Origin of the sequence: Lentibacillus saliphilus, assembly GCF_019093865.1 — a bacterium.
GTDB lineage: Bacteria > Bacillota > Bacilli > Bacillales > Amphibacillaceae > Lentibacillus_B > Lentibacillus_B saliphilus.
This window is the reverse complement of the sequence record NZ_JABJXD010000005.1, coordinates 128,288-146,905: the sequence shown is the minus strand read 5'-3', so window position 1 is coordinate 146,905 and position 18,618 is coordinate 128,288. Positions and strand designations below refer to the sequence as shown.

Genomic DNA, 18,618 nt, shown 5'->3' with positions numbered 1-18,618 from the left:
TACTCCTTCTCCGACCTATTTTCGTTTAAGCGGTAATGTCATACAGCGGATGCCACCCCCAGCTTTTTCGAGCTCGGTTACATCTATTGAGATGATGCGTTTATGCTGGAGCATCGGATGAGATTTGAGTAACGATTGGTCAGCGTTTTGACTAATGAGTATTGTATCCGGACTGAGATTAAGAAAATTAATATCAGGAATCGTGTTATAACGCTCGAGCCAATGTACCTCAAACCCATGCTGCTTTAAAAAATCCGCAAACATACCATACCGCACCGTTCCCTTTGTCAGTACCTTAACTGGAAAATGGCGCATAAAAATTTTAGCAACAACAATACCGTCGCCTGCCACATTACAATTCATATCTAAGTGAAGCGTGTCCGTGCGCCGGGGCAGGTTCATCACACCAATCTCTGAAAATCCCGCTTGAAATAAATCGTCCTTTACCTTGTAAATGCCCTCAATGCTCGTCCTGAGTCCGGCATTAATAAGCACAGCATCTTTATTTAAAACAAGCACATCACCAAATTCAAGTGGATGATGCGCATCATCGTCCCATTTAACGAACGTATCTCGAGCAAACGACCGCTCCATCAAGCGGTGCGCCATGTCATATTCGGGCGCTCTCATAAAAGTACCTGCCACCCCAGGGACAATTTGTTCACCAAAGACACAGGCAAGATCTCTTACAAAAAAACGGTTAATGAGCTGCCTACTTAGCTGCTGATCCTCTTGAGATAACAGATCAGAGTAATCGATGACACGAATGCCTTCCGATTTGAGTGCAATCGTTAAATTTCGAAAATTCTCCTGTGCCTTTTCATGATGAACAGGCGCATTCCATTGAACTTCAGCCGCCAATTGAAGATTCGGTATAGACAGCTCTGTCGGCTTACAAACCATTACAATATCTAACTCATCATGCTCAGACCAACAACTCGGGTTAATTGACCGCATAAATTAAATCCACCTCACTTTAAATCACTTTTTTTTAATAAGCGTTTGCTCTCAAATTATGTACGTGCCAACATCAGATCGATGCCACAATTTTATTAACTGACCAGTGACATTAAGAATAAATCAGTGCATGAAATTGAGTTACAGTGACAAGATAAACATTGATATAAACATTTTCAAGGAGGCCTTTACCATATGAACCAACAGCAAAATCAACAGCAACCAAATATGCAGACAACCCCACCCCAGCAAAACCATGGTGGCCATGAATTATTTGATGCGCACGAGGTGATTGCTGGCATCATTAGTATGCTTGATCAGTATCAAATGTATGAGCAGCACATTCAAGATCCTGAGCTTAAAGACATTTTAAAACGTCAATCGGCCTTTACGACACAGGCATACAACACGATTGTAGAAACGTTTCAAACCGGAAAAGACCCATCCGTGCCGACACAGTCTTATCAAATGACACAAAACAATAACGTTATGTACGGCCTCAAGCCTGGACAGCCGAAGAAGCCGAACGCATCCGTCAATGAGCTATCTGATCAAGGCTTGTCCGCTTATATGCTTGGTCAAACCAAATCACTGACATCGTTACTCGCCATGACCGCTGCGGAAATGACGAATCCCGTATTGCGTCGGGTCATCGCTGATACGGTACCGAATTTCATCGAATTAAGCTACGAAATTTTCTTATATCAAAACCAAAAAGGGTATTACCAAGTCCCACAGCTAACCCAGCAAGATATGAATCAAATGCTCAACGGCTACACGACTGTACCACAGCAAGGCGGTCATTTGCAGTAAATAGTCAACTTCATATGATTTCATATAAAAATGAACTGTTGATGATTAGTAATCAACAGTTCATTTTTGACATGCTTTTAATGACTAGGCCAGAAGAACGAAACTTCTCCTTTTAATTGTAATTCCTACAAATAACAGCTTACATTTAGTATAATCATATTTACACAAAATTACAAAGACATTGAATATACAACATACTACGACCCCTCCCTTCCACTTCCAAATTATGCCGATAAGATCAGATTTTAAATATAATGCAATCCGAAACAGATGGTAATCTTTAACGTTTTGTGAGCTTCTTGTAAAGTTTGTGAAAAAAGTTCAATCTGTATGTTATGTTCTTATCATTCAGGGTATAATGAACATGTATCAGTAATAACTTGAAGGAGATGTTGCTCATGACGACTAAAGTATTCAGATCACCTAGCAAGTATATTCAAGGAAAAGGTGCCATCAATCATATCGGGGAACACATTGAGCATTTAGGGAAGAAGCCACTTATTCTTTCAGATGAAGTTGTATGGGGTATTGTAGGGTCTTCCGTAACAAATAGTCTCTCAGAAAAAGGTATTGACTATCATTTTGTAGAATTTAACGGCGAGGCTTCCATGAATGAAGTGAATCGTATTGTTGAAGAAGGAAAAGCAAACGATGCTGATTTCGTTGTCGGTATCGGTGGCGGAAAAATCTTAGATACAGCTAAGGCTGTCGCAAGTGGATTGGATAGTAACATCGTTATCGTACCGAGTGCGGCATCAACTGACGCACCAACAAGTGCCCTTTCCGTCATTTATACAGACGAGGGTGTATTTGAGTCATATATGTTCTTCCACAAGAATCCTGATCTTGTACTCGTAGACACAGCTGTTATCGCGAAAGCACCAGCACGTCTATTTTCTTCAGGTATTGCCGATGCAATGGCAACATGGATTGAAGCACGCGCTACGATTAAGAGTAACGGAAACGCCATGGCCGGTGGCAAACCAACAATTGCTGCCCAAGCAATTGCTCAAGCTTGTGAGGATACATTGTTCAATTATGGTGTCCCTGCTTATAAAGCTGTTCAAAAAGGCGTCGTCACAGAGCATGTTGAAGCTGTCGTCGAAGCCAACACACTTCTATCCGGTCTCGGTTTTGAAAGTGGCGGTCTTGCAGGTGCCCATGCGATTCATAACGGCTTCACTGTATTAGACGGCGACATTCACCACCTCACTCACGGTGAAAAAGTCGCTTATGGCACACTTGTTCAGCTCGTACTTGAGCTACACCCAGAGGACGAGCTCGAGGATTATATTGATTTTTATAAAGCACTCGATCTGCCAACAACACTTAAAGACATGCATTTAGAAAATGTATCTTACGAGGATTTATTAAAAGTTGGCGCAGCCGCTACAAAACAAGGTGAAACGATCGAAAACCTTTCGACAGATATTACTGCCGAAGATGTCGCCAACGCGATTATCACTGTTGATCAATTAAGCAAATTAGTCTAATTTATAAAGCAGCTGGATGCGTCCAGCTGCTTTTCATATGCGCTCTGGTAAAGTTTAGTTTTAACAGTATTTTTGCATAAGTCCTGAAGGTTTGATAAGATTTCATCATAATTTTATGTGAAATCAGTAAACTTGTGATACGATTTGAATAACTAAATTTGTTTTTAATCTAAAATCTTATTCAACTAACAGGGGAGGGTAGGTCAATGGATAATTGTATCTTTTGTGAGATAATCTCTAAAAAAGAAGATGCTTTTATAATTTATGAAAATACTTATGTTTGTTGTTTTTTGGACAAATACCCTATCAATAAGGGACATATATTAGTAGTTCCTAAAAAACATTATCAAGAGTTTAGTGAGGTTGACAAAGAAAGTTTGACACAAGTAATACTTGTATCTCAACAAATAGCTACTGCTCTTGAAAAATTATTAAACACTGACGGCATTACTATAATGCAAAACAATGGGATTTATAAGGATGTTGAGCATTATCATATGCACATTATTCCACGTTTTTTAAATGATGGGTTCTCCTGGGTGGAACCAGAAAATGCAGTTTCTAAAGAAGAATTTATATCGTTAAGAGCTAACTTGTCGGAAATCTTGAATATAAGTTATTGAAGTAACGGGGGCTTTAATACAATAATGAGATCGTCACAGTGGCGGTCCTTTTTACTAAAGGGTGCATTTCTTAAAGAAGGATATGCACTTTTCATCAAGGTGGGGGAGATTATTAATAAAACAGGAATGTTAAACTCAATTAAAAAGTTTATTTTAGATAGAACCCGCTTGTTAAAACTAGAAGAATTGAAGTTGTCTGAGCATGCTATTGAAGAATTTGATGAAATGTTCTTAAGAAATATATCATCAAATAATGGTAGTATTTTCACATATAACAGTAGATACCCATTATATATGTTTTTAAATTATGTAATTGAGAAAAAGGGTTTGGTCGTACACGGTTCCAATAATTCCTCAATAAATAGATTTGAGCCAAGAAATAGTTCTCTCTTTAATGGTAAGCCTATTAAAGCTGTTTTTGCTTCATCAGACGGTGTATGGTCATTATTTTTTGCAGTTGTAAATAGAAAAGGTTATGTTGGTTCCATTAGAAACCTGTGCTTATCGGTTACTACTAATAAAGGAAAAAAACGTTATTATTATTTTTCAACAAATAATGACGCTCCGAATCGTTGGACAGACGGAACAATATATTTCTTCTCAAAGACCCTATTCAAACAAGGTGGAATTAAAGACGAATGGGTTTGTGAAACAGAATTGGAACCGCTTGCAAAATTAACCGTTACACCAAGCGATTTTCCTTTTAGAGATAAGGTCAGGGTCCATAAGGAAGCTGAATCAACTGTGAAAACAATTATAAAATCACTACTTCTCAAGATATGAATTCCATTATTCAACAATGCTTGCCATTAACAGAGCCTCTATGACAAAAAAATACCCCTTCCCTAAGCGTGGCCACTTACTCTTTTCAAATCACAAAAAATAAATAGAGCACTTCTGATGATCACAATTACTTATCATTTCATATACAAAACCAGTATTATACTTATTTCCAAATACCTCGTATGATAGCAGTATGACCTTTAACGAAGGAGCATGCTCATGAAGATATTTGATGCGCATATGCATATCATTGATCCACGTTTTCCTCTATCTCAAAATCAAGGCTTCAAGCCAGACCCCTTTACAAAAAACGATTATTTTTCTCGGCTACACGATGTAAACATCATAGGTGGCGCTGTTGTATCGGGCTCTTTTCAAGGGTTTGATCAATCGTATTTAGTACACGCATTAAAACAGCTTGGTCCGTCTTTTGTCGGTGTGACGCAGCTCCCGGCTGACACGTCAGAAGCGGAGATATTGAGACTCCATCAAGCTGGTGTAAGAGCCGTCCGTTTTAACGTAAAACGAGGTGGGTCAGCGCACATATCTCATCTTGAGCCTTTTGCAAAAAAGGTATTTGATCTCGTCGGCTGGCATACCGAATTATACATTGACGGAGCGGATTTACCGCCATTGATTCCGATTATAGACCGATTACCCGCTGTTTCCATTGATCACTTAGGGTTATCCAAACACGGCTTACCTCATCTACTGAGGCTCGTTGAAAAAGGCGTCCGTGTTAAGGCAACAGGATTCGGTCGCCTCGATTTTGATCCCAAACCGGTTATCAAACAGATTTATGATGTGAACCCAAATGCCTTAATGTTTGGCACGGACCTGCCGTCAACTCGAGCCAAAAGACCTTTTCAGCTTGCAGATATTGATGTCATTTTTGATTCACTCGAAAAACAAGCCGAAAACGTTCTCTACCAAAACGCCCTCAACTGGTATAGAAAATAATTAGGGAGGCATCTCATTATGTCTTTTCATATCAAACACATTGATCATATCCAGCTCGCTGCGCCTGAAGGCTGTGAAGCTGAAGCAAGAGCATTTTTTCAAGATATTCTCGGATTCACAGAGATTCCCAAGCCAAGCTCATTGCAAAAAAGAGGTGGCGTATGGTTTCGTGTTGGACACCAACAGATCCATATTGGAATAGAGGACAGCTTTACGCCTGCTCAAAAAGCACACCCTGCATTCGAAGTCGAGCATATTCAAGCATTAAAGCAGCATTTAACCTCGCATGGAATCACCATCCAAGAGGACACAAACCTGCCTGGGGCAGAGCGATTTTACGTGAGTGACCCATTTGGCAATCGATTGGAATTTTTGGAATGGATTGAGGTGTGAGGATAGACGCATTGGAAATATGTGAAGCCCATCTGAGGTGTGGTCAAACTTCAAACATAAAACCTCGTATGAAGCAGAGAACAAATTAAGCTTTTTCATACGAGGTTTTAAATAGCATCTATTTAATTAATCCAGACAGGCTTTAATCGTTTTAATAATTTCTTCTTCTATATCGGCTTTGTTATATTTCAAAATTGGCATCGTGTCGTTCGGATCGACATAGGCATCACGATTTTGCACCTCGGCCACGATGGCGTTATGCATCCCCTGTTCTCGACCAGACGCAGCCAGTTTTTCATCGGCTTTTACATAGGCTGGTTTCATATGATCTAACGGAACGACCTGAATGACCGTTTCCGTTTGACCAAGAACGTTGGCGATGAGTTGGTAAAAGTCTTTGTGCTTCATGTTTGTGTCCGATATGGCGTACTTACCACCATGTGCACCAAACTCTAAAGCACCGAGAGTCGCCTCTGCTACTTGCTGGGCTGTAACCATTGCTGTGCCACCGTTTAAAACGTGTACAACATCTTTTCCTTGTATATATGGCAAGAACATTTCCCAAAGTGGCTTTCGTCCCGGCATCGTGCCAAATATATAAGGCAGACGTAGCGACATAACGTCCATTTCGCCTTCTCCTTCAAGCATCGCCACTTCCTCCTGAAGCAGTCGTGTACGTGGATATGCCTGTTCTGTCGCCATTTTCAAATCTGGCCACTGTTCAGCAAAATGGGCAAAATAAGATCCATAAATGACGAAGCGCTTCACACCTGATTGGCGGGCAAGACGCGCGAGGCGCTGAGTCGGTATGACGTTCTGCTCGTAGAAAAAGCGCGCAGCTGGGGCTTCCGGTACAGTGCGCTCATCGGCACCTGCCGCATGTATGAACATATCAACACCTTTCAGCATCTCGAGAATCTGTTCATCAGTCATCTCATTAATATCGCCTAAGTGACATGTAACCTCTTTCGGTAATAAATCCTCCGTCGGCATTGGTGGCAATGATACGGTTGACACCTCATAACCACGTTTTAACAGTTCCTTCGTCGTATGATACCCTAATAACCCTGTACCTCCGAGTATAAATACACGTTTCTTCATTCTTATCTCTCTCCTCGCTACTTAAAATGGATCGAACGCTTAACGAATACTTGTGTAAAATTAATTTTATAGTATTGTGTTCATGCTTTGTGAATGTGAAGTATTTCACATATTTATTATAACTTTTAACCGATGACAGCGCAATATCTTATTGGTAAATTTATGGTAGCCATCTTGGTTAGAGTACAAAATTAACACACCGCCAATCAGAAGTCCACAAATTATCAATTTCCATAAGTTTCCGCGTCCTCTTAGTTTAGTCTATTGACATTTAAGTATACACGGCATATAATTAGTTCGAATTCGAGATAATAACTTGGAGTGATTCACATTGGACACAAACAAGCCGCAAAATCGCGATCATCAAATGTCTTTAAAGCTTTTCGTCGTATTAACACGGGCACTGGAAGCGATCGAAAAACACGTCACGGCCGACATTAAAAATCAAGGCATCAATCTGACTGAGTTTTCGGTATTGGAGCTGTTATATCATAAAGGAGAACAGCCCATTCAGAAAATCGGGCAAAAAATACTGCTCTCGAGTAGCAGTATGACATATGTCATCGATCAGCTTGAGAAAAAGCAGTGGCTAACACGCCAGGCTTGTCCAAAAGATCGTCGTGTGACCTATGCCGTCATTACACCAGCGGGCAAAGAACTGATGGATGGTATTTTTCCCAAGCATGTTGAAGCCATTCACCACATCATGGGTGGCCTGAATACGGATGAAAAAGAACTGATGATTGAACAGCTGAAAAAGCTCGGTTATCATGCTGAGTCGTTGTAAACAATGTGACGTGACACCACAAAAAAGTTATGAACGGGTCTTATCGCCCTCTGCTTATGCCTGGCTTTTCTAGCTCACCAAACAATCTTGCCTAGGCTAAGCATTTTATTTTACATTAATATCTCGAATTAGTAATATATTAATGCGAGATAATTTTACACGCTGAATTCTTCAAGGAGGGAAAATTTCTAAAGCTGAGTCAGCAGGTTGTTTCGCGCATGCATCTAACTTTTCCAAAGACTAATGATTACACATATCCGATGCCAACTCGGAGATTATATTATTAAAGGAGATTACACCAATGACAAACATTAATTTAGCCGTTATTTATTACAGCTCAACAGGAACGAACTATCAAATGGCCAAATGGGCAGAGGAAAGCGCCAAGGCTGCAGGTGCGAACGTCAAGGTTCTTAAAGTACCTGAGCTTGCACCAAAAGAAGCGATTGCTTCAAACCCTGCATGGCAAGCACATTTCGATGCCACACAAGACGTTGCAGAGGCAACATCTGATGACATCGAATGGGCTGATGCGATTATCTTCAGCATCCCAACTCGTTTCGGTAATATGCCTTCACAAATGAAGCAGTTTATCGATATGCAGGGTGGTCTATGGGGCGCTGGCAAAACCGTTAATAAAGTGGTCAGTGCCATGTCTTCTGCCGGTAACCCACACGGCGGTCATGAAGCGACGATCCTATCCTTATACACATCCATGATGCACTGGGGTGCTCTGATTGCCGCACCTGGATATACCGATCAATCTGCATTTGTATCCGGCGGGAACCCATACGGCACAAGCGTTACAGTCGATCAAGACGGTAACATGGTTGAAGATGTTGAAGCAGCTGTTAAGCATCAAGCGAAACGCACCATCGACATCGCTAGCCGCATTAAAGGAAACTAATACAAACGATGACAGAACCGATCACCTGCGACCATGTCGTAAGGTGATCGGTTTTTTATCCGCTTCAACCGAGCTACATAAACGAATCCCGTTTCTTAGGCAATTGTTGCAGCCCTTGGGCAATCATGTTAAACGTAAAAATCGTTACAGTCATGACACATGCAGGCCAGAAGATGATCCAGACAGGGCCACGGAGGTCCATAAATGTATCCATTAAAAGCATTGGCCATGTAATTGACTCATTTCTCAATTCAAACATTCCTATTTCAACTTGTACCAGCTCCTGAGAGACAAAAACCCCAATAAATCCGAGCTGACCAAGCAAAAACATCACCTTACCGAGATCAGACACCACATAAATAATTAGCTTTTGATATAAAAAAGGTAAATAGTACGCCTTGAGCATGCGTAACGAACTTGCTCCTACTGCCGCACCGCTCAGCATAAATTCTTTTTCCGCTACCGCGTTGAAATCAAGCTTCATCGTATGGGCAGCACGGCCAGCCTCAACGAGCGCAATGATGATGACGAGCGCAAATGGCCTCGCATCAGAAACAATAATTGGCGGAAGCATGGCCAGGATCACGACAATAATGATCGTCGGTACATAGGAAAGAAAGTGATTTAAGCTTTTCACGAGTGTATCAATGCCAAACACACGCTTGTGCGCCATGTAGGCGAGTGGAATCGCGACAAGATACCGTATGACCGTTACCAAGCAAACAATTAATAACGTTTGCGAAGCCCCCATGACGATGAGGCTAAGGATATCACGGCCATCACGGTCTGTGCCCATCACGTGCTCTCTTGATGGGGGAAACGGTGCCACCTCTAGCTGTCCGTCTGTAAGCGTATGGGTCACTTCCTCTAAATTTTCATCGATAAACGATAAGCTCGGTCCGAAAATAGCCATTCCGATTATAAACGTCAGCATCAACAAACCACAAAGCAACAGTGCATGTCGTTTAATGGTGATCACGTATTGCCTCATACGTGACTCACATCCCTCGGTAAGAGCCAGATCCGCGCCAGTTCAACGAGTACCATTACGATAAACATCATCGCTAAAAACGGTAGGAAAAACATAAACGCCCAAATAACCTCATCATCCAGAATGCTTTCCAACAGCTGGTATCCGGCACCGTTGTAGTTGGATAGCTTCTCGATGATCGGCAGACTGGATAAGATATAGAGTAACACCATATGTGATTGATTCAAAATCGTCGATAACGCATTCCAAAAAATATGTACGGTCGTCCGCGAGCGCGTCATCCCTTTTGACAATACTGTTCTGACATACTCCTGGCTACTTTCGTGATCCATCGTCACCAGCGTCATTTTGATCATATGAAAGAGCGGATAAATCGTTAGAGCGAGAGATGGAATAATGAAGCTATACCAATCATCACTGCTGAATAAATTAAACTCCGGAAAGCCTTTTTGCATTAAAAGAATGAGCCCATACTGACAAATGATAAATAAAAAGAAATCAGGAATCGAAGCAAGCGCCCAACCAAGTGAGGAGAATAGCTTCCCGAGCCACTTATCCCTTAAGAAGAAAAACCATACACCTAACAGTGAACCGAGCACCATAGACAAGCCAAATGCCGCTACAATGACCTTCATACTCCGCTTCAAATACCGTTCACCATGCTCCGTTAACGGCACACCTGATCTCGTTTCCCCAAAGCCTTTTTCAGTCCATAAATGCCCAATAAACTGCTCGATGTTGCGCTTATACAAGTCAAATGTAAATGGATAGTCCGCAGAAAAACTTAGAGCCCCCTCTTGTTGGACGTCAACATTTTTTGGAAGCAGCAATAACAACACAAAGCCAACAATGACCAATGGAAAAACGATACTGTTACGCAATAAACGCCCCATAGCTTGTCCCCTCTCGCCGCACAAAATCTTATTGAAATCGTACCAGAAGGCGCGGTGTCGGTCAATCTATTCTGAATATATAATTGAGGGAGATAAGCCCAATTTTACATGATGGGCTTATGAAGGGTAAACGACATGGACTGGGAGTTCTGTTTAAAGCTGACGCTCATACATCATACACTCATGAACCCTTGAAAAATCACGCTTAATCTGAGCACCCTCATCTCCTGTATAATGGGCAAATGTGCTTAATCGTACCATATCCATTAAATAAAAAACCGCCCGAACCAAAGACATAGTCTCTAGCTCGGACGGTTTTATCGACTTATAAAGATGACTTTAATTATAAAGTCCTTTTTCTTCCAATGTCTTCTTGCCTTTAAACGCAAGGATGACTAACACCATATTAATTAAGAGCATCGCTACAAGCGTATACAGAACGAGTGTATAGCTACCTGTTAAATCATAGACAAACCCATACCCTGGGAGTGCAACGATACCCGCAACAGCAAGACCAATACCAATAGATGCATAGATCTGGCTGTATTCTTTATTTCCAAAAATAGACGTTGTTAGAAGTGGTGCCAACGTACCAATCGAAGCCGTAACAAATCCAAAAATACCAATTGCTAGTGTGAATACAGCTTGATTATCTGGTACAAAGATTAATAGTGCCATCGATACGATACCTGTGACCATGGAAAAAAGTGCTGTGTTACGTGCACCGATTTTATCAGAAAGAAAACCAAATGCGAGTGAACCAACAAGCATACCGACCATGAATGCACCCATAACTTGTCCAGCAAATTCAACGCTGTAACCGATACCCATTGCATAAGGTCCGATGTGCTGAGCGAAACTACCAATCGCCGTCATAAAGAATAAGAATAATAGCATTGAAAAGAACGCGAGCGATTTTTTAGCATCAGACATGGTTACACCTTTTTCAACAGTAGCGGCTGCTTCAAGACTTCCTTCTGAAACTTCCTCCATACCATATGGCATTAACCCTTTGTCTTCGGGCTGCTTTCTGATCATTAATAGAACGACAGGGATAATGATTGCAATCGCTGCAACACCGAGAACAATATATGCATTGCGCCAGCCTTGCTCTGCAATTAAATTACCCGCAAATGGTTGAATGAATGCACCAAACAGACCAACTGCTGCCATCATGAGCCCCATTGCTAATCCGTTGCGTTTTTTAAACCAACGATTAATTAAGACAGGACCTGCCATCGTCGTTACAAATATCGCACCGAATGCCATCGGAGCAGAAAGGATGTACCAGCCCCACACAGAATCCATAAATCCGAATAAAGCGAATGACCCCGCTTGCAAGATAATTCCAATGATGAGTATGCCTCTTATGTCATACTTCGCCATCAATTTCCCTGCAAGAGGTAAAAATAACATCGTTACGATAGAAGAAATACTGAGGTAAATCGATAAACTCCCAATTCCTATTCCTAAATCCTGTGATACTGGTGATAAAAATAAGCCCCCTGCATTATTAATCCCACCTCTTGCTAAACCGATCATAATCGACAACCCAATTAATACCCACCATGCGAAATGAATGCGCTTTCTCTTTTCTCCACTCACCGTAGAAACCCCCTGTTTATTTTTATGTTAATCATTCACAAGCCAGTCAATTGGATGGCTGACTTGTGACCGTCATCTATTTTTATATATTAACGTAACTGAATTGACCCACCATCAACCATAATTGTTTGTCCAGTAATATAATTTGAGTCCTCGCTCGCTAAGAATACAGCAACACGGCCAATATCTTCCTCTGGCTCACCAGGTCTTCTCATTGGAATACCGGATAGCATTCTTTCGTAATACTCTGGGTTCGCTTCAGCCCACTGAATCATACCTTCTGATTTAGCAATCGGAGAAATGATATTAACATTAATGCCATATGGTCCAAATTCATTTGCTGCAACACGACTAATACCGCGAATAGCCTCTTTTGCTGCTGCATATGAACCTTGGTTGGCATGACCATTAATCCCTGCACCTGAAGCAAAATTAATAATGCTGCCCTTTGATTCTTTTAAATATGGTAGAGCTGCTTGCATGAGATAAAACGTTGGATAAAATCCTGTATTGAAGGAGAAATCTAATTCTTTCTGTGTCGTCTCTTCAATAGAGGCCATCTTGGAAGCGTGCGCATTATTCACCAAGATATCCAATTGACCATACTTATCAGCAACCTGCTTTACAATATCACCTAACGCTTCGTGCTTTGTTAAATCAGCTTGAATAAACGTTGATTCTGGAACAAATTCCTGAAGTCCTTTAACGACTTCATTTCCAGTTTCTTCATTTAAGTCGACAATGACGACTTTTGCGCCTTCTTTTACAAAAGCTGTCGCCATGCCTTTCCCAATACCGCCAGCGCCACCAGTAATAATTGCAACCTTGTCTTGGAGCTTGCCCATATTTGCATATCCCCTTTGATTAATAATATTTACACCAATGCAATCATATATACGATTGATTAACAAGTCAATCAATCAACCTCGGCCAATTAGAACACTTTATATTCGTTATTTATTAAAAATTTCTAACAGATAAAGCCAGCTCAAACTCCTATCTTATTAACGGAAAGAGCAAAGCATTTTATTTTAGTTTGGGAGTGGTATAATGAAATTTAGCGCATGTGTATAAACATAAAATTGTGGGGTTTATAAAAATGGTTAGAAGTGAAGAACAAGCGAAGTTAATCCGCGACCAACGGTATGAAGAAATTAGCCATGCAGCCTTAAAAATTTTTGCCCGAAAAGGGTTTGCTGGAACAAAAATAAGTGATATTACGTCTTCTGTGCAGTTAAGCCACGGGTTATTTTATCATTACTTTAAAACAAAAGAAGATACGTATGTGTCGTTAATTATGAATGTCCTGGATTTGTTTGCAGAAGCGGTGGAGGATGCCGCGAATATAGAGGGAACGCCTTATGATCAACTCCGCTGGCTAACAGAGTTGACATTTTCCGGAGCTGCAGATGTCGCTTTGGATCGTCATATGTTGTTAATTGAAGCCATTCATGCTGATTTTCTGTCAGACGATACGAAGCAAGTGATTAAACAACGCTACTATGAATCGTTAGAAGCGATCGCTAACATAATTTCTCTTGGGCAACAGCAAGCCATTTTCAAACAAGGCGATGCAATGGAACTGGCCTCTTTTTATATGTCCATGTCACAAGGACTCGTACTTTGGAATGCGAAGGGGTTATATCCGATTAACGTATCAACGGATATGGTTTTGGACCCACTTTGTGAGTAGAAGTGGATATCTCTTGTGTTGAGTCGATTAATAATAACGAGTATCCAGCATTAATGAATAAACCAAAAAAAGAAGGATTTGGGGTGCTGCACCCTTTATCCTTCTTTTTCATATTATTTGAGATCATAAAAATCACATTTATTTGATGCCCCAAATTGCTCTGCCACCTGTATGTCCAGTTTTTCGGTGTGTCGATGCTTTAACAAGTTGCATCTTTCCTCTGGTTTGATGATGATGCCATGTATAACCCCTTGGGGTTTTACCACTTCTAATATCTTTTTGTTGCTGCTTAGTAAATTGCCTCCTAAACATACTTGAGTTATTAAAACGTTTTCTTAAACTGCCATTAGCTAGTCTATAATGAACGGTATTAGGTGATTTCAAGTAAGTATTTGGCATTGTATAATGATGCTTTGAACTAAATATAGGAAAACCTTTATTATTAAATCTCACCTTAGTAACAGGGTGTCTTTTTCCCGCCAAATGCGCATTACGAATCGCAATGTTTCTAGTTGTTTTTGTTAAATACTGCCGAACTAATAATCTACCACCTGTACGAATCACCACTGCATTTAATAAAGGTAGTAGAAAAGGAAACGCTGTAATTCCATAATCACCTTGACTAGGACTTTCTATAATTTCCAATGGATTAGTTAGGTATACAGCATCATCATTTATTTCATATGAAATGTTTTGGTTAAAGTTCTTATATAGATAGATATCAGTAAAATAAGTTTCACTATAATCTACATTTATCTTTTCATGCTCAAACAGGTAATTTTCATATTCCTCATCATCGTCAAAATAGTACTCATCATTATCCCACTCTTTTTACAGTTCAGCTTCCTCATTATCAATATCATCACGATATGATTCTGCAGCTACGCTTAGTTGGGGCAAGAATAAATAGACTATTAAAACTAACGCTAACATAACTTTTAAAATCCTATCGTGATTATTTTAATCATTTTAAACTCATGCTCCCCCTAATAATCATATTTACTGTATTAAAACTCCACCCTCATTTATCCTTTTGTAGACATAATAGAAGTTAATTCATTACATCTATAACAGCTTCTAATAACGCCGTATCTGTAGCAGGATTTAACTTTAGTTTATCAGTTAATAATATAATTTTATGTTCCTTTAAGTCGTCACCATAGACTTCCTTTACACTTATAAACGTTTCCATTACACATTCCAAAATAGACTCGTTATCTTTATCGGATAAATAAATTAATTGATCCAACATCCAATTTGGATCAAAATCATTCATCTGTACTTGATTTAAAGCGTAGTCTATTTTTTCTTCACTTTGATTAGAGAGAATTATTCTTTCAGCCTCTTCTATTGTTATTGAAGACCTCCCATCTATATCATCTATATCATCTATATCACTTTGATTTTCACAAAGTTTATCTATAAACTCACTGAAATTTAAGGCGATCTCCTTTTCAATTCCTAAATCAGTATCTATGTATAAAACAGAAGGGGCATTCATACTTTGCCTGTAATCTAAAGCGATCCAAGAATGCCCCACACCAGTAAGTAATATGATATTTTCAGGCAAACCCCACTCTGTTATCAAATAATCAGAGTCTAAAATCCCCTCATTTGAACCAATCCCAAATAAATAATCAATTTCTATAAACTCCTCTCCCACTGAACCTTTTAAATTGATTGGGAAAGTATTTAATCGTATGTAACCTCCATTTTGGATCATAACCATACGTTTATATTTTTCTGGTAGCCTTTTACCCATAGATTTTTCTAATTTTTAAATTTGTTCAATTGTTATTGGTGACAATTTGTAAGGATCTTCTTCTTCTTTCAGCCAAATATTTATCATTTTACTACTCCTCTTAATTTCAATTCATACTTTATTATATCATCAACCGAATGTATCATCAGAAAATTCAGCCTTCATTTTTCGCCATTTTACGACTATAAACAACGCTAAAAATAATGCCAGATACGCTTTTATTGGACAAAGGCATATCTAGCACTGCATACTTATTCACCATTATTCGGGGGGTGCCAGGCACCCCTAAATCAAATACCCCATTTTCCGAGCAGTGTAGGTGAGTTCGTCGCGGAATTTAGGGTGGGCGATGGCGATAAGCGCTTTTGTTCGTTCGCGGATTGTTTTGCCGCGCAGCTTTGCCATCCCGTATTCCGTGACGATATAATCAACTTCATTTTTCGGTGTTGTGACCGGAGTCCCGGGATTTAATGTCGGTACGATTTTCGAAATCGTATCCTGTTTTGCCGTGGAATGGAGACATATGACGCCACGACCTCCTTCAGAAATACGTGCTGCCAACTGAAAATCAGCCTGCCCGCCTGTCGATGACCAATACGTACTCCCTACCTTTTCCGCATTAACCTGTCCGAGAAAATCAACCTCTACACCCGCGTTCACAGTTACGAGATTGTTGACTGACTGCAGCTCACCGATAAAATTCGTTTTATGAACAGGCAGCATATAGATGTCTTTATTTTCATGCATGAAGTCGTACAGCTGACGTGACCCATAGGCAAAGGTTGCTGTCATTTTTCCTTTTTTGAACGGATTATGCTCATTCGTCACAGCCCCGCTCTCAAACAGCTCGATTACTTTCTCCGGAATCATTTCCGTATGGATCGTCAGGTTGCGATGAGATTTCAAATTATCAATAATTGCATTCGGAATCGAGCCGAATCCGACTTGTAGCACATCGCCATTATGAATAAGCTCAGCGACATATTCACCGATCCGCTTATCTTTATCCAACTGCACCGACGCACCTGACGCCTCTGGAATCGGCTGGTCGTTCTCAATAAGTGCTGTGACGTCCGATATATGAATCTGATTTTCGCCGAACGTACGAGGCATGTGTTGATTCACTTCTAAAATCACCGCGCCAGCCTCTGGTAGCATGGCAGCACTATGATCACAATTCGTCCCTAAGGAAAAATAACCGCGTTCATCCATCGGTGACACAACTGCCATCACAACAGGCTCTGTCGTAATGCTTTTTAACAGCTTCGGAATATCAGAAAAATGATTTGGTAAAAGGTCGATTTTCCCTTCTTTAAATGCAGCTCGTTCATACGGGCCTAAGAACATACTAATGAGCTCCAACTTATTTGGAGAAACGTCTAGCACATGACGCGTAGAAAACATTTGAAACAAACGATTCCCCTCAAGGTGATCCATCGACTCAAGCTGCTTCATTAACGTATATGGTTCTCCAGCTAAGAGTGGTGTAATGATCGCCTTCCCCGGTTGAATATAGGTACCAATCTCTTCTTTCGCACGCAATTTTTGCTCATATATTTTGTCAAACATCATTCTCGTTGTCCTCACTTTCATTAACAGTCCAACTCGATCTTACAAAATTTCTCTTCAAAATGATAGCAAAGTGCCAGGTGTGTTATTACACTTATAGTCACATCGTTCCCCTAATTAGTCCGACTGAACCATGTTTGAAATGATTAGAGAAAAAAGCAAAAAGCCCCTTTGCAACGGTGACCTTGTTACAAAAGGAGCTTGCATGAAATGACCACAAAAAAATATGTTACAGCAGTTTGGAAAATTGCTTCGCTTGTGCTTCTAGCTCTTTCGACGAGCGGTTAAAATTCTTAAAATCATCTACCGTATAGTGAACGAGCTTTTGCCCTTCTCCCATCTGGGATTGAACAGCTTGTGTACCTTCACTTATCGCATGAATGTTCGTCGTAATCTTTTCAGCTGTATCACGAATTTCAATAATGGACTGATCAACATGATTCGATAACTTACGTACTTCATCGGCAACGACACTGAAACCACGACCATGTTCGCCAGCACGCGCCGCTTCAATGGCTGCATTTAATGCGAGCAGATTCGTCTGGGAGGCAATTTTGCGAACGGTCTCTACAACCTCACCAATGGAGCGTGCCTCTTTTTGTAAATCATGAAGCATCTCGGTATTTTGCTTCGATACGTTTGTTATTTGGTCAATTGCAGCTAATAAGGACTCTGAACGTTCAATTCCTTCCTCTGCATTGTCATTCAACGTACTGGACATGTCTTCTAAGTGAGTGGCGACCTCTGAGAGCGTGTTAAACCGTTCCGTAATATTCGTCGCAACCTTGAATACACCTATGATCTCTGTATGGGCGTCGTTGTAAATTGGCATGTAGGTCGCCTCGAGCCAGACCCGTTCGCCAGCTTTATTGCGCCGCTCTACTTTATCTTGAAAGCTTTCCCCCGAAAATAGACTTTGCCAAAAGCGGTTGTATTCATGACTCTTCGAAAAATCATCAAAGCATAACGCGTTATGAGGCATGTTCATCAGCTCTGAACGCTTATAGCCGAATGTTTCTGAGAATACATCATTTACATAGGCAATCCGGCGATCCCGATCGAACCGTACCATTGATAAATTCTCCTCTAATGCTTTGACAACATGCTGATCCGTAACGGCCTCGCCTGTTTTGAACCGTGATATATGCATATGTGTATCCCCCTTGATTGCTAAACATCGGTGATCGACGCGTGAATGTCTCGCACACGAATCTAGTTCTTTATACCCTCATATTATATATGAGAAACCTCGTAATCGTTTTAAATGATAAGACGTTTTTATGACAGC

Annotated in this window: 18 protein-coding genes and 1 pseudogene; 9 read left to right on the top strand and 10 right to left on the bottom strand. The window is 40.5% G+C overall.

The window, feature by feature from the left end; genetic code table 11:
• Positions 1-15 precede the first annotated feature (15 nt).
• On the bottom strand, positions 16-957 hold the full coding sequence (locus HPC67_RS10355; protein ID WP_217587583.1) for an arginine deiminase family protein: 942 nt from the start codon (positions 955-957) through the stop codon (positions 16-18).
• Positions 958-1,152: 195 nt separating this feature from the next.
• Here HPC67_RS10355 and HPC67_RS10350 point away from each other — a divergent pair, with 195 nt between their 5' ends.
• The 6 genes from HPC67_RS10350 (at position 1,153) to HPC67_RS10325 (ending at position 6,022) form a co-directional block, all read left to right on the top strand.
• The gene (locus HPC67_RS10350) at positions 1,153-1,770 is read left to right on the top strand and encodes a spore coat protein (protein ID WP_217587582.1); all 618 of its coding nucleotides are present in this window, start codon (positions 1,153-1,155) and stop codon (positions 1,768-1,770) included.
• A 398-nt stretch (positions 1,771-2,168) separates the two neighbouring features.
• Complete coding sequence (locus HPC67_RS10345) at positions 2,169-3,263, top strand: glycerol dehydrogenase (RefSeq protein ID WP_217587581.1); 1,095 nt, start codon at positions 2,169-2,171, stop codon at positions 3,261-3,263.
• Positions 3,264-3,469: 206 nt separating this feature from the next.
• Positions 3,470-3,886, top strand: a complete 417-nt coding sequence (locus HPC67_RS10340; protein ID WP_217587580.1) for an HIT family protein — start codon at positions 3,470-3,472, stop codon at positions 3,884-3,886.
• A gap of 24 nt (positions 3,887-3,910) precedes the next feature.
• Positions 3,911-4,669, top strand: coding sequence for a hypothetical protein (locus HPC67_RS10335; RefSeq protein ID WP_217587579.1), 759 nt, complete (start codon positions 3,911-3,913; stop codon positions 4,667-4,669).
• Between the two features lie 219 nt (positions 4,670-4,888).
• A complete protein-coding gene (locus tag HPC67_RS10330; RefSeq protein ID WP_217587578.1) occupies positions 4,889-5,629 on the top strand; it encodes an amidohydrolase family protein in 741 nt (246 codons plus the stop codon).
• Between the two features lie 18 nt (positions 5,630-5,647).
• The gene (locus HPC67_RS10325) at positions 5,648-6,022 is read left to right on the top strand and encodes a VOC family protein (protein ID WP_217587577.1); all 375 of its coding nucleotides are present in this window, start codon (positions 5,648-5,650) and stop codon (positions 6,020-6,022) included.
• Positions 6,023-6,148: 126 nt separating this feature from the next.
• On the opposite strand, the gene HPC67_RS10320 is transcribed toward HPC67_RS10325, so the two are convergent.
• Positions 6,149-7,123: an NAD-dependent epimerase/dehydratase family protein gene (locus HPC67_RS10320; RefSeq protein WP_217587576.1), complete on the bottom strand. Its 975-nt coding sequence runs from the start codon at positions 7,121-7,123 to the stop codon at positions 6,149-6,151.
• A gap of 367 nt (positions 7,124-7,490) precedes the next feature.
• Between HPC67_RS10320 and HPC67_RS10315 the strand changes: the two genes are divergently transcribed.
• Complete coding sequence (locus HPC67_RS10315) at positions 7,491-7,910, top strand: MarR family winged helix-turn-helix transcriptional regulator (protein ID WP_217587726.1); 420 nt, start codon at positions 7,491-7,493, stop codon at positions 7,908-7,910.
• Between the two features lie 301 nt (positions 7,911-8,211).
• The gene (wrbA, locus tag HPC67_RS10310; protein ID WP_217587575.1) at positions 8,212-8,817 is read left to right on the top strand and encodes an NAD(P)H:quinone oxidoreductase; all 606 of its coding nucleotides are present in this window, start codon (positions 8,212-8,214) and stop codon (positions 8,815-8,817) included.
• Positions 8,818-8,890: 73 nt separating this feature from the next.
• Here the strand turns inward: wrbA and HPC67_RS10305 are convergent, their stop codons facing one another.
• The 4 genes from HPC67_RS10305 to HPC67_RS10290 all read right to left on the bottom strand — a co-directional run bounded on the left by HPC67_RS10305 (position 8,891) and on the right by HPC67_RS10290 (position 13,151).
• Entirely contained in the window at positions 8,891-9,808 is a 918-nt protein-coding gene (locus HPC67_RS10305; protein WP_217587574.1) for a peptide ABC transporter permease, read from the bottom strand.
• Positions 9,805-10,701: an ABC transporter permease subunit gene (locus HPC67_RS10300; RefSeq protein ID WP_217587573.1), complete on the bottom strand. Its 897-nt coding sequence runs from the start codon at positions 10,699-10,701 to the stop codon at positions 9,805-9,807. The genes HPC67_RS10305 and HPC67_RS10300 overlap by 4 nt, the downstream gene beginning before the upstream one ends.
• A gap of 339 nt (positions 10,702-11,040) precedes the next feature.
• A complete protein-coding gene (locus tag HPC67_RS10295; RefSeq protein ID WP_217587572.1) occupies positions 11,041-12,306 on the bottom strand; it encodes an MFS transporter in 1,266 nt (421 codons plus the stop codon).
• 89 nt (positions 12,307-12,395) lie between these two features.
• Positions 12,396-13,151, bottom strand: a complete 756-nt coding sequence (locus tag HPC67_RS10290; protein ID WP_217587571.1) for an SDR family NAD(P)-dependent oxidoreductase — start codon at positions 13,149-13,151, stop codon at positions 12,396-12,398.
• A 254-nt stretch (positions 13,152-13,405) separates the two neighbouring features.
• On the opposite strand from HPC67_RS10290, the gene HPC67_RS10285 reads away from it, so the two are divergent.
• Positions 13,406-13,999 carry a TetR/AcrR family transcriptional regulator gene (locus tag HPC67_RS10285; RefSeq protein ID WP_217587570.1) on the top strand — a complete coding sequence of 198 codons (594 nt, stop codon included), beginning with the start codon at positions 13,406-13,408 and terminating at the stop codon, positions 13,997-13,999.
• Between the two features lie 138 nt (positions 14,000-14,137).
• Here the strand turns inward: HPC67_RS10285 and HPC67_RS10280 are convergent, their stop codons facing one another.
• From HPC67_RS10280 to HPC67_RS15885, 4 genes and pseudogenes are all read right to left on the bottom strand, one after another.
• Positions 14,138-14,644: an HNH endonuclease gene (locus HPC67_RS10280; protein WP_217587569.1), complete on the bottom strand. Its 507-nt coding sequence runs from the start codon at positions 14,642-14,644 to the stop codon at positions 14,138-14,140.
• A gap of 406 nt (positions 14,645-15,050) precedes the next feature.
• A pseudogene (locus HPC67_RS10275) lies at positions 15,051-15,764 on the bottom strand (SMI1/KNR4 family protein); the annotation flags it as partial.
• 282 nt (positions 15,765-16,046) lie between these two features.
• Positions 16,047-17,333, bottom strand: a complete 1,287-nt coding sequence (locus HPC67_RS10270; protein ID WP_217587567.1) for an acetyl-CoA hydrolase/transferase family protein — start codon at positions 17,331-17,333, stop codon at positions 16,047-16,049.
• A 226-nt stretch (positions 17,334-17,559) separates the two neighbouring features.
• On the bottom strand, positions 17,560-18,480 hold the full coding sequence (locus HPC67_RS15885) for a methyl-accepting chemotaxis protein (RefSeq protein WP_217587566.1): 921 nt from the start codon (positions 18,478-18,480) through the stop codon (positions 17,560-17,562).
• Between the last annotated feature and the right edge of the window lie 138 nt (positions 18,481-18,618).